Source organism: Marinobacter sp. B-12, from assembly GCF_056857915.1.
The window spans coordinates 221,166-236,564 of record NZ_JBSXOB010000063.1 but is presented as its reverse complement, the minus strand read 5'-3'; the positions used below and the strand labels follow the sequence as shown (position 1 = coordinate 236,564).

The following is a 15,399-nucleotide window of genomic DNA, read 5'->3' as shown; positions in this document are numbered from 1 at the left end:
CGATATTCAAATCCGTGGCGTTCCTGGAAGAGCTATAACAACAATGACCATTAATCCGATACTGCCCGATCCCAAAGACCCTCGTCTGTCCCGCGCCGTCGAGGGCGTTGATGAAAACGGTCAATCAAAGTCCATCAGCGTGATCGAAGAGCGCCCCCTGACGATCTATCTGAACAGCCAGGAAATCGTCACCGCCATGACCATTGGCGATCACCCGGAGTATCTGGCCCTCGGTTTTCTCCTGAATCAGGGCATGCTGAAAGAAACCGATCAGGTCACCAGGATTGACTTCGACGAAGAGCTGGACGTCGCAGTGGTCCGAACTGCAGGTGTTACCGATGTCGAGGACAAACTGGAAAAGAAAACCCGCACGTCCGGCTGCGCCGTGGGCACGGTATTTGGTGACATGATGGCGGGGCTTGACGGGTTGTCGCTACCGGACACACCGGTGCGCACCAGCACGTTTTACGATCTCTCCTACCAGATCAACCATACCCCAAGCCTGTACATGGAAACCGGTGCCATTCACGGCACGGTTCTTTGTCAGGACCGCCAGATTCTGGCGTACATGGAGGATGTCGGACGCCACAACGCGGTGGACAAGATCGCAGGATGGATGTACCTGAACGGAATCACCGCCGCCGACAAAGTCCTCTACACCACAGGCCGACTGACCTCCGAAATGGTCATCAAAACGTCCCTGATGGGGATCCCGACCCTGATCAGCCGGTCCGGTTTTACCGCCTGGGGCGTCGATATTGCACGGCAGGTCGGATTGACCCTGATCGGTCGGATGCGCGGTAAAAAGTTTACCTGCCTCAGCGGCCAGCACCGTCTGGTGTTCGATCAGGACTTGTCACAGGTTCCTGATGAGGACAAAAAACACCGTCGAAAAGGGGCCGGGCATGACTGAGTGCGCGGTCATTCTGGCGGGCGGCCAGGCCAACCGGATGGGCGGCGGTGACAAGGGACGATTGATGCTGGGTAATCAGTCGCTGATCCAGCGGGTTATTGATCGAATCACGCCACAGGTGGATGCCGTAGTGTTGAACGCCAATGGCGACCTGAGCCGGTTTGAGGATCTGGGGTTGCCGGTGGTAGCCGATTCCATCGGCGATTTTCCCGGCCCGCTGGCGGGGGTTCTGGCCGGCATGGATTGGGCAGCCGAACAGGGGCACGAGTGGGTAATCAGCGTTGCGGCGGACACCCCATCGTTTCCCCTGGATCTGGCTGCACGGTTGGCCGGGCATGACACCCCGGTGGCTTTGGCAGCGACGCCGGACCCGGAACGCGGCCGCCTGCCCCAGCCGACCTTCGGCCGTTGGCCGGTCGCGTTGCGAGATGATCTTCGAGCCGCCCTGAACGACGGCGTGCGCAAGATCCGCCAGTGGACACAGGCCCAGGGTGAGACCCTGGTGGTTTTTGGCGAGGACGACTTTTTCAACATCAATACACCGGAAGACCTGGCCTGGGCGGAGAAGCACCTGAAGTGAATGTCATCGGCATTGTGGGCTGGAAGAACAGCGGAAAAACCACGCTGGCAGCGGCCCTGATTTGCGAGCTGTCCCGCAGGGGGTTAACGGTTAACTCGATCAAGCACGCCCATCATGGGGTAGATGTCGACCAGCCCGGTACCGACAGCTACAAGCACCGCGATGCCGGGGCACGTGAGGTCATCCTGGCGGGCGGGCAGCGCTTTGCCATCATGCACGAGTTGCGCGGCGCTGAAGAGCCAACGCTGGATGAATTGCTGGCGCGGCTGGGCCCCTGCGACTGGGTGGTGGTCGAGGGCTTTAAAACCCACGCACATCCCAAGATTGAAGTGCACCGGCGTGAGTCCGAGCGTGCGCCCCTGTACCCGGAGGACGCCAGCATCATTGCCCTGGTGGCCGACTATGTGGCGGATTTCCCGGGCCCTGTGTTCGATGTAAACAACATACCCGCCATCGCTGACTTTATTCTGAGCCCAGGGAAATCATGAACGGGAAAGCAACGACGCCACTTCGTAACGATTGTTTCGCCCTACCCCCGGGCGTGAACTGGACACCGGTGGAAGAGGCGCTGGAACGATTGCACTCGCGTTTACATTCGGTGGTGGGGGTGGAACACGCCGTTCCGCTGTCGCAGGTCAACGGTCGGATTCTGGCGAACGACGTCCAAGCACCTCGCGCCCACCCCCCGAGCAACAATTCCGCGGTCGATGGCTATGCCTTCGCAGGGCCGTTGACGGACGTGCCCTGCACCCTGCCCCTGATTAATGGCCGCAGTGCCGCCGGGGAACCGTATACGGGCAATGTGCCTGCGGGCCACGCCATCCGGATTCTGACCGGCGCGGTGATTCCGGCCGGCGCGGATACCGTGGTCCTCGAAGAAGACTGCGAGGTCATCGATGGTCACCTGCATCTAAACGGTACGTTGAAAGCGGGCGCCAATGCCCGCAAAGCCGGCGAGGACATCAAGGCACAGGATCGAATCCTCACGGCAGGCACTCGTCTGACACCAACCCAGATTTCAGTACTTGCCAGTGTGGGCATCGAATCAGTGGATGCCTATCAGCAGCTGCGCGTCGGCGTTTTATCCACGGGCGATGAAGTAAAGCCCGTCGGCTCAGCGGTCACCGATTGGCAGATCTATGACGCCAACCGCCCGATGCTGAGCGCCCTGGTGACGCAGCTCGGCTATGAGTTGGTGGACCTGGGCCATGCACTCGATCGTGCCGAGGAAGTCAAAGCGGCCTTGGAGCGCGGCGCGGAACAATGCGATCTGATCCTGACCAGCGGTGGTGTGTCTGCCGGCGACGAGGATCACGTGTCTAAAACGCTGAAAGCACACGGCGACATCAGTAACTGGCGTATTGCGATCAAACCGGGCCGCCCACTGGCGCTGGCCATGTTCCGGGGAACACCTGTGGTGGGTCTGCCAGGAAACCCGGTCGCCGCCTGGGTCTGCGCACTGCGTTTTGGCGCACCAGCGATGGCATTGCTGGCAGGCGGAACCTGGTTCGAACCTCAGGGCTATCTCATGCCCGCTGGTTTCTCCAAGAACAAGAAACCGGGGCGCAGCGAGATGTTGCGGGCCCGCATTAGGGACGGGCAGGTTGAGGTGTTCGGTTCTGAGGGCTCTGGACGTGTAACCGGCCTAGCCTGGTCCGAGGGTTTGGTGGAGCTCGATGAAAGCGCCCGACAGATAGAACCGGGCACGCCGGTGCGGTTTATCCCTTATGGCAGTTTCGGACTGTAATCAGTCAACGCTGCCATGGACGGCAAAGGCCTCCAGCGAGGCATCCTGCGGGGCCCGGGAGCGATAGGTCTCCTCAACACCCAATTCGGTGAGCGTGCGGCTGACCATCAAAAGCGTGTTGTCCTCGAAGTCCTCGCACATGCTGCGCATCTGGTCGATTTCTTCGCAGGCGACCGGATAGGCCGCATCGATACCCGGTGCGCCGTAACACTCAACAAACGTCTGCGCCAGAACCTGACGTAACTGCTCCAATTCCGCGTCGGTGATGTCGCACACGCCCACAAAAGTGGCGCGACCGCCTGACTCGATGCTGTACCAACCATTGCTGAAAGCCTGCCGGGCCTTCCCCTTCAGGTCCGCCTCGGTCCAGTTGGAGAACTCAAACCCGCCGGATATCGCCCATTCACCGCTGGGAGCCGGCACATCAAATACATTGTCATCGGATACATCCAGTCGCAGGATTCGGGCCAGTTTCATACGTGCTCCGCGAATTCGATCAAACTCACTGTTTCAGTCATGACATCCTGGCGCAACAGCATTCGGCCCTTTTCATCCAGGCCCACAAAGAGCCCGGGCTTTGGCAGGTCGATCATTTTGCCCAGGGTGTCACAACGTGGCCGCCACTCATTGTGTATACGCTCGAAGCCACTGTCCATGAAGTAAGTCAGCCACAGCAATGTGTGTTTGGACCAGCTTTCCAGAAGCGCCATGGGCGTGATCTCAACACAGCCTTCCTCATGCAGACAGGTCTGGTTCGGCGTCTCGCCCGGCTCGCCGCCCACTGGCAAGAAAGGCACATCGATGCCAACCACCAGCCAGTTCGGATGGGCGCTGGGGTCTGACACATCCGCGGCAAAGCGGACACCGCCGCACACCGCGCCATTGACCTTGATACGATCGGGCCATTGGAAGTACACCGGCACCTCGGGCGGGGCCAGTGCGCCCAGGCTTTCAGCCAGGCCTATCTGGGCCACGTAGACCGCCTGAACAGCTTCTTCCAGTGGGGTTTCCGGCGCCAGCACCAGGGCCGCGCGCAAAACGTCCACCGCGTCGGAATAGAAGATCGTACCGGAATCGACCCCGGCAATGGCGCGACTGACGGCCTTATCAAACGGATCCGTCTGGTTTGGCACCCATTCCCCCGTAAACAGCGGCGGTAACCGCGGTGACACACTCATCGCATCGCCTCGGCGTACACGTCGGAGACGACAAGTTCATCGGCGATGCGCTGGAAGGCCCGCGACTGAGGGCTATCCGGCTTTGACACTACAATCGGTACACCGCCATCCGAACCAACACGGATATCCAGATCCAGCGGAATCTCGCCCAGGAAGGGCGCGCCCAATTTTTCAGCCTCCGCCCTGGCGCCGCCGTGCCCAAAAGGATGGTGCTCTTTGCCGCAACCATCGCAGATAAAGGAGGCCATGTTTTCAATCAGTCCGAACAGGGGCACGTCCATCCGTTTGAACATATCGATGCCTTTGCGCGCATCCATTAACGCGATGTCCTGGGGGGTCGAGACCACAACCGCCCCGGCAACAAAGAATTTCTGGCTCAGGGTCATCTGGACATCACCGGTGCCTGGGGGCAGATCCACCAGCAGGACATCCAGCCGGCCCCAGTCCACCTGGTTCATCATCTGTTGCAGGGCGCCCATCAACATGGGCCCGCGCCAGACAATGGCCTCATCTTCGGAGGCCATCAGGCCCAGGGACATCAGGGTCACCCCGTGATTGCGCAGCGGCAGTATGGTATTTCCGTCGGGGCTGGAAGGCCGGCCTGAAACACCCATCATGCGGGGCTGGCTGGGACCGTACACGTCGGCGTCCAACAGGCCCACTTTCAGACCTTTCGAGGCCAGTGCAACCGCCAGGTTGGAGGCCACTGTCGACTTGCCAACGCCCCCTTTACCGGAGGCAATAGCGATGATGCGGTCAACGCCTTTCGGGTTCTTGTCCTGAGGCCGGGGGGCGTCGGTACCAATCAGGTTCGGTTTTCCCACTTCGGTGTATTCAACCATGTCGCGTCCTGTTTTTGTTTTAGCTGTCCAGGTAGTCGTCTCTGGTGCGAACCCTGGGGCGCTCCCCCCCCGCCAGGGGTGCGTTTTCCCCGTGGAACTGAGATTTCACCCGACAGTCGTCACACATCTTTATGAGTTGGACGTTATCAGCGTTTTTGTACATCCAGTGCTGGTTTTCCAGTTTTTCAACGATCCGGTTGATGGTGCTGGCAACACCGAAGGGCCTTCCACACTTGATGCATTCGAAAGGCTCCTCGCCGTGCAGTGCCCGGGCACTTAGCGCATCCTTGGACAGATCCAGTTGCGGCTTCAGGTTGATGGCAGTCTCGGGGCAGGTGCTTTCGCACACGCCGCACTGAACACAGGCATTTTCCGTGAACTGAACCTCCGGCCGGTCCGGATGGTCGCCGAGGGCGCCAGTTGGACACAGAGACACACAGGCCAGACAGAGCGTGCATTTATCGGAATCGATTTCGATAGCGCCATAGGGCGCGCCCTGTGGCAGCGGAATCGGCGCTTCAACACCGTTTGCCATCGCACTGACGGTCACCCGTGTAATGTCACGGCGGCCGCCGACCAGTAATACGGGCTCGCTGACACGCCCCGCATTGTCCCCTTCAACACTGAGCTCGTTAGCCGCAACCACTCGAATCCGGCTGGGCGAATGGTGGGCACCGCTCACCATGGCCTGAGCAAGCTCCACTTCCGCGGCAACGGCCTGGCGGTCAGTCTCGTTATCCGCCAGCAGCAGGACTTCCGCATAGCCGGCGCCCAATGCGGCCAAGATCTCGGCATGGCCAATACGATCGATATGCTCGAGCCCCATCGGAATCAGATCGTCCGCCAGCCCATCGCCGTACCGTGCCAGGTGCGCCATGGCCTCACCACCGGCGCTCAGGGTATGAAACACAAGGCGTGGAGATTCTTCGGTATGTTCACGATAAACCCTGGCCATCACCTCCACGGCTTTGGTCAGGGCTTCGAAAGGGCTTTCGGTCATAGTGATGGCTGAGGTCGGGCAAACAGCCGCGCAGGAGCCACAGCCGGCACAGATATCCGAATCAATCTGCACGTGGTCGCCGAACGAAAAAATGGCCTCTGTGGGGCAGACGTCCAGGCAGCGGGTACAGCCGGTTTTGTTGGCCCGGGAGTGGGCGCACAGGGATTCCTCCAACCTGAAGTAGACGGTTTTCTCGAACTCACCAACCCGTTCCCGGGCCGTCAGGGCAATGCGTTCCAATTCCCCGGTTTTGGCGGGGTCGGCCCAGAAATAACCGTTGCGCTTCTGATGGCTGGGAAAGGCCGGAGCGTCACCACGGAGGTCGATAAACACATCACACTCGCTGCGAGCGGTGGCTTGCACCTCGCCGTAACCCAGTGCACCACGGCCGGCGGGATTCAGGGTTTGCAACTGGGCAAACTCCATCCTGAAATGGCCCAGCGCGCCATAGGCTGACGTCAGCCGGCCCTTCGCCACGTCGTAGGCGGCAGAGGGTAGCTGTATGGGACCGGCGTCATTGACAATACAGGTAACCCCCAGCTCGTCCTGCACCAGCTCGGCCATCCTTATGGCCTGCTCAGTAGGGCCGACGATACAGCACACTCCGCTGGAGCGGATCGTTTTTGCAGGCGCTATCGGAGCCGGGAGTTGGGCCGCAGCAACCAGGGCCGCTTGTTTGGCGCGCAGGCGTTTAGGGTTTGCACTCGCGGCCCCCCAACCTGCCCGGTCCCGGATGTCGATGGTGCCCAGCGGTGCGGAATGCCCGGTTTCGGCCTGAACATCCTCGCCCAGACGCTCGAACAGGGCAGCCTGCTGGCCACAGGCAATGAGTACGTCTGCATCACCACCCAGATGCTCAGCGGCCGTCTTCATGTCATGGCCGCACAGTTGATCCACCGCGATGACCTGCTCGGCGGCTGCGGCCTTGCGCAGCGCCTCTGGATCAAAGGACTGTGTTTTATCGCAACTGCATAGCAGTAAGGTCTTGGGTGCCGTCATCAGGAATCTGACTCTTTTCGTTGTTGTTATACGTATACGAATCACTATAGCTCTTCGAGCATGACACAGCGGTTTGTTTTTAGACAATCGGAAAGTTGGATATTTTTTGACCTCCTGCTAGCTTGAAGGAATAACAAAAGAGAGCAGCCATGAGCAGTCGCACAGATCATTGGAAACGCGCGTTACAAGTCGGTGCCGTCGTTCGCCAGTCTCCTGGCGTGACCCAGTGGGCGCGGTATGTCTGGAAGCCGGTGGCGGTCATACCGGGTGCCCCGGAGGCGTTCTGGAAAGAACTGGTCCAGGAAGGCGATGAGGTGGATTACCACGCAGGCTCGGTGACCATGGAACTCTTTCGTGCCGACGTGGAAGGCTACCTTGTATCCCTGAATATGGCCGTTCCCTCCGTCTGGATTGTCATGGATAAGGACCAGACTGGTCGCTCTCCCTCAGGGTGGGTCATCAGCTCCATTACTGCCAGTGCCCATGAGGCATTGGATGCACAGGACAGTGGTGAAAGTATCGTCGAGCCCGTGCCCATTCCCGAGTCTCTGGCGGCCTGGATCAAAGAATTTGTCGATATGCACTACATCGAAGTGCCCTTCAAGAAACGGCGCCGTGACAGTGTCCACGTTGACGGTATCGAAGACGCCAAAGGCGATCCGCGTATCCGTCAGGAGAGCGACGTCTTTCGCGCACCCGCCAACATCAAAAAACCGAGGATTCAGTGATGGCTGAGTCACGCCTGCAACGTTGGTCGCGCAAGAAAACAGAAACCGGCAAAAAGACTGAGCTGGCCCCGCCCCCATCAGTCGAGTCCGAACCGTCACATGAAGAGCAGGAGCTCTCTATTAATGAGACGTTGTCCGAGCACGACGTATTGGAGAAGTACGGCTTACCCGATCCCGATGCCATCGAGCTGGGTACCGATATTACCGGGTTCATGCGAAAAGAAATCCCCGAGCTGCTGCGCCGCAGGGCCCTGCGGTCTCTTTGGAAATCCAACCCTGTACTTGCCGTGCTGGACGGGCTCAATGACTACGATGAGGATTTCACGAACGCTGCTGCGACCGGGGCCGTAAAGACCCTCTACAAGGTGGGACAAGGGCTAATCGACCGGACCGCAAAGGTTGATGAGCCGGTTGATAACCCGGTGGGGGGGCGCACCGCAAAGCTGGCCGAGGCTCCGACAACCGTAGTGCCTCCGGAACCTGCAGGACTGCGCGAAACACCCGTTTCCGACATCAATGAGGCGCCATCAGATACTGATCGTCACTCTCAATCAGTGGTCACCGAAACCGGAGAGAAACCGACGCCGCACTACCGCCCGCGAATGCGTTTTGAGGATTCATGAGTGTTAGAAACCGTAGTTGCGCCCGACACAAATCGGAACTATATACAGTAGATCGGTGATTAAAAATTAGACAACAATAAACAAGAGACAATATAGAGAGAGACATCTTGGCCAACGCTGCAGAAGTTCAGTGCCCGCGCTCGATCAGTGACGAAGATCGAGCGCGTGCCCAAATGTATCGGTTGCTGGGTGTCCTGCTGGACGCCCCACCTTCGAGTGAGCTGCTCCGGGGGCTGGTAACCTTAGAGGGTGACGATACTCCGATTGGATCCGCCTCCAGAAACCTCGCTGCCCTTGCCCAACGCACCGCGCCCAATGATGCAGAGCGGGAGTTCAACAACCTTTTCGTTGGCATCGGTCGCGGTGAATTACTGCCCTACACCAGTTATTACCTGACCGGCTTTCTCAACGAGAAGCCCCTTGCGGATCTGCGTAGCGATCTGATGGCCAGGGGCATCAAGGCTAGAGACAACGTTAAAGAACCTGAAGATCACATGGGTACGCTGTGCGAAATCATGGCCGGCATTATTGCGGGCGAGTTTCTGTGTGACAGTGACCAACCTTCTCAAAAAGCCTTTTTCGACGCACACCTGGCAAAGTGGGCGGAACTTTTCTTTGCCGATCTGGAAGAAGCGCAAAGCGCGGTTTTCTACGCGCCTGTGGGCTCGCTGGGCCGGGCTTTCATGGCCGTTGAGGCCGATGCGTTTGCCATTCAATAACTGGGACCTGCCCGGTCCCTTAACTCAGGTGGAGGTGTCCAATGGACAACCCGAAACGTGAAAACAGCCGCCGCCGTTTCCTGAAGGTGGCAGCAGCCGCAGCTCCTGCGGCCGTTGCGCTGGCAGTCTCGCCCAATGCCGCAGCCGAGGTGGTGAAAGAGGCCCCGAAAAGCCGCGGTCTGCGTGACACTGAACACACACGTAAGTACTTCGAATCGGCTCGCTTTTAAGGAAGCGTGCGTCATTCAAGGTTGCGAAAGGCTCTTGAATGGCCACACCTCCGTAAAACGAGAATAAAAAGAGAGAGGTAATTGACATGTTAAGAAAGAAAACCAACGGGGTAGCGAAAGGCCCCCGTGCTGGTTCTTTACTTTCATCCCTCGCTGCCAAGACCATGGATCGTCGTGGTTTTCTGGCCGCCTCCGGTGTCACGGTGGGCGGTCTGGCAGCTTTGTCACTGACGTCTGGCCGCGTTGAGGCCGCAACCCCGTCGACGGGAGGTGGGGAAGTTGTTCGCAAAAAGTCCGTGTGTACCCACTGCTCGGTTGGCTGCACGGTGATGGCGGAAATCCAGAATGGCACCTGGATCGGGCAGGAGCCGGGTTGGGACAGCCCCTTTAACCTTGGTGCGCATTGTGCCAAAGGGGCTTCCGTACGGGAGAGTGCCCACGGCGAACGTCGCCTCAAGTACCCGATGAAAATGGTCGGCGGCCAGTGGCAGAAAATCTCCTGGGACGAAGCGATCAACGAGATCGGCGACAAGATGCAGCAAATCCGCGAGGAAAGTGGTCCGGATTCGGTCTACTGGCTGGGCAGCGCAAAGTTCAGTAACGAGCAGTCTTACCTGTTCCGCAAGTTTGCCGCCTACTGGGGCACCAACAACGTCGATCACCAGGCCCGGATCTGCCATTCGACCACGGTTGCCGGCGTAGCCAACACCTGGGGCTACGGCGCGATGACCAATTCGTATAATGACATCCACAATTCGCAAGCCATCTTCCTGATCGGTGGTAACCCCGCGGAGGCGCACCCGGTGTCGCTGCTGCACCTTCTGAAAGCCAAGGAAGAGAACAACGCACCGCTGATCGTCTGCGACCCGCGTTTCACACGCACTGCCGCCCATGCGGATGAGTATGTGCGGTTTCGTCCGGGTTCAGACGTCGCGCTGGTCTGGGGCCTTTTGTGGCACATCTTTGAGAACAGCTGGGAGGACAAGGAGTTCATCCGCACCCGGGTGTACGGCATGGACGACATCCGCCAGGAAGTAAAGAAATGGAACCCTGAGGAAGTTGAGCGTGTAACCGGTGTACCGGGAGCACAGCTTGAGCGCGTTGCCCGCACCTTGGCGAATAACCGCCCGGGCACAGTCATCTGGTGTATGGGGGGAACCCAGCACACCAATGGCAACAACAACACCCGCGCCTACTGCGTGCTGCAACTGGCGCTGGGCAACATGGGCGTTGCCGGCGGTGGCACTAACATCTTCCGCGGCCACGACAATGTTCAGGGCGCCACAGACCTGGGCGTACTGGCCGACACCTTGCCCGGCTACTATGGCCTGGCCGCTGGCTCCTGGGCCCATTGGGCCAGAGTCTGGGAAGAGGACCTGGATTGGCTCAAGGGGCGTTTTGCCGTTTGGGACAAGGACGGCAAATCCAGAGCCATGATGAACGAGAAAGGCATTCCCGTTTCACGCTGGATTGACGGCGTTCTGGAAGCCAAGGAAAACCTGGAGCAGCCCGACAACACCCGGGCCATGGTGCTGTGGGGCCACGCGCCCAACTCGCAGACCCGGATGCTGGAAATGAAGGAAGCCATGGAAAAGCTCGACCTGCTGGTCGTTGTGGACCCCTTCCCCACCGTGTCTGCAGTGCTGCACGACCGTAAGGAAGGCGCTTACCTGTTGCCTGCGACCACGCAGTTCGAGACATCGGGCTCGGTCACCGCTTCCAACCGATCGCTCCAGTGGCGTGAAAAGGTCGTTGAGCCGCTGTTCGACTCCAAGGTCGACCACGAAATCATGAAGCTGTTTGCGGACAAGTTCGGTTTCACCGATCGCATGTTCCGCAACATCGCCATCAATGGCGATGAGCCGTCGATTGAGGACATCACCCGCGAATTCAACCGTGGTATGTGGACCATTGGCTACACCGGCCAGTCCCCTGAACGTCTCAAGAAGCACATGAAGTATCAGCACCACTTTGACAAAACCACGCTGCGTGCAGTCGGTGGACCTTGTGATGGTGATTATTACGGCCTGCCATGGCCTTCCTGGGGCACACCGGAGATGAACCATCCGGGAACTGCCAACCTGTACGACATGTCGCTGCCGGTTTCCAAAGGCGGCCTGACCTTCCGCGCCCGCTTTGGCGTCGAACGCAACGGCGAAAATCTGCTGGCAGACGGCGTCTACTCGAAGAACTCCGAGATCAAGGACGGGTATCCGGAGTTCACCATGCAGATGCTGATGGACCTGGGCTGGGATGGCGATCTGACGGCCGAAGAGCGTGCCAGCATTGATGCTGTTGCCGGCCCCGAAACCAACTGGAAAACCGACCTGTCTGGCGGCATCCAGCGTGTTGCGATCAAACACGAGTGCGCACCCTTTGGTAACGCCAAGGCCCGCGCCATCGTCTGGAACTTCCCGGACCCCGTGCCGCTTCATCGCGAACCACTCTATACCAGCCGCCGAGACCTGGTGGAGGACTACCCGACATACGAGGACAAGACCTTTTGGCGCGTCCCGACCCTGTACGAGTCCATCCAGAAGAAGGACTTCAGCAAGGACTTCCCCATCATTCTGACCTCTGGCCGACTGGTGGAATACGAAGGTGGTGGTGACGAGACCCGGTCCAATCCCTGGCTGGCGGAATTGCAGCAGGACATGTTCATTGAAGTGAATCCGCGTGATGCGAACAACATGAACATTCGTGACGGCAAGGATGTCTGGGTGTCCGGCCCGGAAGGTGCACGCATCAAAGTCAAGGCTATGGTGACCGAACGGGTCGGCGAGGGCGTAGCCTTCATGCCGTTCCACTTCGGCGGACACCTGGAGGGCAAGGATCTGAGGGACAAGTATCCGAAAGGCTCCGACCCCTACGTATTGGGTGAATCCACCAACACAGTTCAAACATACGGGTATGACTCGGTCACGCAGATGCAAGAGACCAAGTGCACCCTGTGTTCGATTATGCCGGCATAATGAGAGGTGTAGACCATGGCACTTGAAGGAAAAGCACGCGCAAAATTCCTGGTCGATGCCGAACGCTGCATCGAATGTAATGCCTGCGTAACGGCCTGTAAGAACGAGAATGAAGTTCCCTGGGGCATAAACCGTCGACGCGTGGTGACCATCGAAGATGGTAAGCCTGGCGAGCGTTCGATCTCGGTCGCTTGCATGCACTGTTCAGACGCGCCTTGTATGGCCGTTTGTCCGGTGGATGTCTTCTACCAGACCGAAGACGGCATAGTGTTGCATTCCAAGGATCTGTGTATTGGTTGTGGGTACTGTTTTTACGCTTGCCCCTTCGGCGCACCCCAGTTCCCGCAAGCGGGCAACTTTGGCAGCCGGGGCAAGATGGACAAATGCACCTTCTGTGCAGGTGGTCCTGAAGAAGACAACTCCACAGCTGAGTTCTCCAAATACGGTCGCAACCGCATTGCCGAGGGCAAGTTACCAATCTGTGCCGAGATGTGCTCGACCAAAGCGCTACTGGCCGGTGATGGCAGCGAGGTGGCGGACATCTATCGCCAGCGTGTGGTGAACCGCGGTTTTGGTTCGGGCGCCTGGGGATGGGGCACAGCTTACGAGAAGAAGGGCGCGTAAGCCCACTGGATGCTTCCGGGGCCTTGGTGCCCCGGCATTCATTGAGGCCACGAATTCTTTTTGTTCTTTCCGCTGGAGTGCTTTCATGAACGGTAAACTAGTCGGTGCCGCCGTCTTTATGCTGGCGACATTATGCCTCAACCCTGCGTGGGCGCAAGAAACCACGGAGGTTGACCGGAAGTCTACCGGGGGCGCTCAAACCCTCGAAGACATCATGGCTCGTCAGGAAAAGCTGAAAATTGACGAGCAGTTTCGGTCAGACAACACGGGTGATCCCGCCAATGCGGCACCGATCAGCGAGCCACTGGGTACCCTTGGTGGGCGCTCCGATGCTGATGCCTGGCGTGGCGTTCGATACGACAACATCAACATCGAAACCCAGGTCCGCAATCCGGCCGCCGATGTTCTGATCCAGAACGGAGGCATAGGCTGGTATCAATTGAGGGAGGGCCCCGTCATCAACTACGGTGGCGGCGCCCTGCTTGGTATTATCCTACTGTTGGTGATTTTCTACTTTGTTCGGGGCCGAATCAAGATTGATGGCGGCCCTGCGGGCACCACGATTGAGCGGTTCAAAGCCGTCGAACGGTTCGGCCATTGGCTGTTGGCAGGCTCGTTTATCGCCTTAGGCCTGACGGGGCTGATCACCCTGATGGGGCGAAGCTTCCTGATCCCGGTCATGGGGCCAGACGCCTTTGCCACCCTGGCTGCCGGCTCCAAGTGGATCCACAACAACGTTGCCTGGGCGTTCATGTTTGGCCTGGTGATGACGTTCGTCATGTGGGTGGCCCACAACATCCCCAACAAGCTGGACTGGCAATGGCTCAAAGCCGGCGGTGGCATCTTTACCAAGAGCCACCCTTCCGCGAAGAAGTTCAACGCAGGCCAGAAAATCGTTTTCTGGACCGTGATGGTGCTGGGTGTTTCCGTCTCTCTTTCCGGTCTGTCGCTGCTGTTCCCGTTTCAGATGCCCATGTTTGCCGATACCTTCGGCATCCTGAACAGTGTTCTGGGAACCAGCTTCCCAACCGATCTGGCGCCCCACGAAGAGATGCAGTACGCCAACCTCTGGCATTCGATTGTCGCGTTCGTGATGATGCTCGCCATTATCGCCCACATCTATATTGGCTCGGTTGGTATGGAAGGCGCGTTCGATGCCATGGGTAACGGGCAGGTTGATGTGGAGTGGGCGCGACAGCACCACGACCTGTGGGTGGCAGAAGTTGAAGCCAAGCAGGGCAAAGGAGGGTCATCGTGAAGGTTATGATTTCGGCATTTGTCGCGGCGCTGGTGATTGCCTTTGCCGCCCCGCCCGTTCTTGACCAGTTCGGGTGGTCCTCAGCCGCGCAAACCAGCAGTGAGAGTGTGCGGCTTGACTGAACAGTCCCAGATACATGAAACAGAGGTTTACCAGATCGATGCCATCGGTTTGGTATGTCCCCTGCCCGTTCTGCGGTTTAAAAAGCGCACCCAGGGCCTTCCCAGTGGCACGCAAGTTGAATTTTTGGCCGATGATCCCAGCGGCCGTCGGGATTTACAGGTGCTGTGCGAACTGACCGGGCACCGGATTGAATGGGTCCGCGAGGAGGATGCCGGGGTGCTTCGGTACCGCATCTGCCTGGCTTAGCGATCGCGCCGGAACAGATCCGTTGCGGTCCTGGCAAGCCTGCTCAAACCATCCGGCGGAAAATACCGTCCCCACGGAGCATATGACGAAAGGCCGCTGCGATATGGCCAGCGATCAGAACACCTAACGTTATGGCGAGCCACCCGTGTATCGCAAACAGGCCTGCAGCCAGCTCTTCGTCCTCTGGCACAAACGGCATCGCTGGCAGTTGGATATCGCCAACTATGCCCAGGGCCGGAAACGCCGTCACACCGGCCCAGCCAAACAACGGCGTAACCACCAGCAGTATATAGATCAGGTGGTGCACGCTCTTGGCGGCCATCTGCAATGTGCGGGGCATGTTCTCCGGATAAGGCGGGCTTTTTACGCGAATTTTCACCACGATCCGCAGGATCATCAGTAACAACACACTGAAGCCAATGGCTTTATGCATGCTGTACAAAGTATTCGTCAGCGCCCCCCATATATCAGCTTCCGCGCGTGAGGCCATCCAGAGCCCGACGGGTATCAGCGTCAGAACCATCAGCGCCATTACCCAATGCTGTACCCGCCAGCCCGCGGGGTATTTCTGGATCTGTTGCATTACGCCTTCTCCATCAGCGAATTTATCCCCACAC

At 58.7% G+C, this 15,399-nt stretch carries 18 protein-coding genes; 13 read left to right on the top strand and 5 right to left on the bottom strand.

Translation table 11 applies throughout. From position 1 onward, the window contains the following. Window positions 1-43: 43 nt before the first annotated feature. The 4 genes from AC13D2_RS18760 to AC13D2_RS18745 are packed head-to-tail and all read left to right on the top strand — an operon-like array spanning window position 44 to window position 3,240. Window positions 44-913 carry a formate dehydrogenase accessory sulfurtransferase FdhD gene (locus tag AC13D2_RS18760; protein WP_041332560.1) on the top strand — a complete coding sequence of 290 codons (870 nt, stop codon included), beginning with the start codon at window positions 44-46 and terminating at the stop codon, window positions 911-913. Beyond that, on the top strand, window positions 906-1,493 hold the full coding sequence (gene mobA / locus AC13D2_RS18755) for a molybdenum cofactor guanylyltransferase MobA (protein ID WP_278366717.1): 588 nt from the start codon (window positions 906-908) through the stop codon (window positions 1,491-1,493). The genes AC13D2_RS18760 and mobA overlap by 8 nt, the downstream gene beginning before the upstream one ends. Then, window positions 1,490-1,981, top strand: a complete 492-nt coding sequence (gene mobB, locus AC13D2_RS18750; RefSeq protein ID WP_041334509.1) for a molybdopterin-guanine dinucleotide biosynthesis protein B — start codon at window positions 1,490-1,492, stop codon at window positions 1,979-1,981. Before mobA ends, mobB begins: the two co-directional genes overlap by 4 nt. Next, window positions 1,978-3,240 (top strand): molybdopterin-binding protein, encoded by a 1,263-nt coding sequence (locus AC13D2_RS18745; RefSeq protein WP_278366716.1) that lies wholly within the window; start codon window positions 1,978-1,980, stop codon window positions 3,238-3,240. The genes mobB and AC13D2_RS18745 overlap by 4 nt, the downstream gene beginning before the upstream one ends. Here AC13D2_RS18745 and AC13D2_RS18740 read toward each other — a convergent pair whose 3' ends face one another. From AC13D2_RS18740 to AC13D2_RS18725, 4 genes are read right to left on the bottom strand one after another with little or no spacing between them, the layout of a single operon-like run. Then, window positions 3,241-3,717 (bottom strand): DUF6505 family protein, encoded by a 477-nt coding sequence (locus tag AC13D2_RS18740; RefSeq protein WP_041334507.1) that lies wholly within the window; start codon window positions 3,715-3,717, stop codon window positions 3,241-3,243. After that, window positions 3,714-4,418: a biotin/lipoate--protein ligase family protein gene (locus AC13D2_RS18735; RefSeq protein WP_041334505.1), complete on the bottom strand. Its 705-nt coding sequence runs from the start codon at window positions 4,416-4,418 to the stop codon at window positions 3,714-3,716. The genes AC13D2_RS18740 and AC13D2_RS18735 overlap by 4 nt, the downstream gene beginning before the upstream one ends. Further along, complete coding sequence (locus tag AC13D2_RS18730; RefSeq protein WP_482939024.1) at window positions 4,415-5,260, bottom strand: Mrp/NBP35 family ATP-binding protein; 846 nt, start codon at window positions 5,258-5,260, stop codon at window positions 4,415-4,417. Before AC13D2_RS18730 ends, AC13D2_RS18735 begins: the two co-directional genes overlap by 4 nt. A 19-nt stretch (window positions 5,261-5,279) precedes the next feature. Then, entirely contained in the window at window positions 5,280-7,259 is a 1,980-nt protein-coding gene (locus AC13D2_RS18725; protein WP_482939023.1) for a 4Fe-4S binding protein, read from the bottom strand. Window positions 7,260-7,408: 149 nt separating this feature from the next. Between AC13D2_RS18725 and AC13D2_RS18720 the strand changes: the two genes are divergently transcribed. From AC13D2_RS18720 to AC13D2_RS18680, 9 genes are all read left to right on the top strand, one after another. Then, entirely contained in the window at window positions 7,409-7,987 is a 579-nt protein-coding gene (locus AC13D2_RS18720; protein WP_317307087.1) for a DUF3305 domain-containing protein, read from the top strand. Then, on the top strand, window positions 7,987-8,610 hold the full coding sequence (locus AC13D2_RS18715; RefSeq protein ID WP_278366714.1) for a DUF3306 domain-containing protein: 624 nt from the start codon (window positions 7,987-7,989) through the stop codon (window positions 8,608-8,610). The genes AC13D2_RS18720 and AC13D2_RS18715 overlap by 1 nt, the downstream gene beginning before the upstream one ends. Before the next feature lie 107 nt (window positions 8,611-8,717). Beyond that, the gene (locus AC13D2_RS18710; protein ID WP_041334497.1) at window positions 8,718-9,329 is read left to right on the top strand and encodes a TorD/DmsD family molecular chaperone; all 612 of its coding nucleotides are present in this window, start codon (window positions 8,718-8,720) and stop codon (window positions 9,327-9,329) included. 41 nt (window positions 9,330-9,370) lie between these two features. Beyond that, window positions 9,371-9,559: a twin-arginine translocation signal domain-containing protein gene (locus tag AC13D2_RS18705; protein WP_007153239.1), complete on the top strand. Its 189-nt coding sequence runs from the start codon at window positions 9,371-9,373 to the stop codon at window positions 9,557-9,559. 86 nt (window positions 9,560-9,645) lie between these two features. Then, a complete protein-coding gene (locus AC13D2_RS18700) occupies window positions 9,646-12,531 on the top strand; it encodes a formate dehydrogenase subunit alpha (RefSeq protein ID WP_292049950.1) in 2,886 nt (961 codons plus the stop codon). A 15-nt stretch (window positions 12,532-12,546) separates the two neighbouring features. Continuing rightward, window positions 12,547-13,155: a formate dehydrogenase FDH3 subunit beta gene (gene fdh3B, locus AC13D2_RS18695; RefSeq protein ID WP_292049949.1), complete on the top strand. Its 609-nt coding sequence runs from the start codon at window positions 12,547-12,549 to the stop codon at window positions 13,153-13,155. Window positions 13,156-13,240: 85 nt separating this feature from the next. Continuing rightward, on the top strand, window positions 13,241-14,413 hold the full coding sequence (locus AC13D2_RS18690) for a formate dehydrogenase subunit gamma (RefSeq protein ID WP_300494292.1): 1,173 nt from the start codon (window positions 13,241-13,243) through the stop codon (window positions 14,411-14,413). Then, the gene (locus AC13D2_RS18685) at window positions 14,410-14,535 is read left to right on the top strand and encodes a hypothetical protein (protein ID WP_300494427.1); all 126 of its coding nucleotides are present in this window, start codon (window positions 14,410-14,412) and stop codon (window positions 14,533-14,535) included. Before AC13D2_RS18690 ends, AC13D2_RS18685 begins: the two co-directional genes overlap by 4 nt. Then, window positions 14,528-14,782: a sulfurtransferase TusA family protein gene (locus AC13D2_RS18680; protein WP_420390294.1), complete on the top strand. Its 255-nt coding sequence runs from the start codon at window positions 14,528-14,530 to the stop codon at window positions 14,780-14,782. The genes AC13D2_RS18685 and AC13D2_RS18680 overlap by 8 nt, the downstream gene beginning before the upstream one ends. Before the next feature lie 43 nt (window positions 14,783-14,825). On the opposite strand, the gene AC13D2_RS18675 is transcribed toward AC13D2_RS18680, so the two are convergent. After that, the gene (locus AC13D2_RS18675; RefSeq protein WP_300494295.1) at window positions 14,826-15,365 is read right to left on the bottom strand and encodes a cytochrome b; all 540 of its coding nucleotides are present in this window, start codon (window positions 15,363-15,365) and stop codon (window positions 14,826-14,828) included. Window positions 15,366-15,399: the final 34 nt, after the last annotated feature.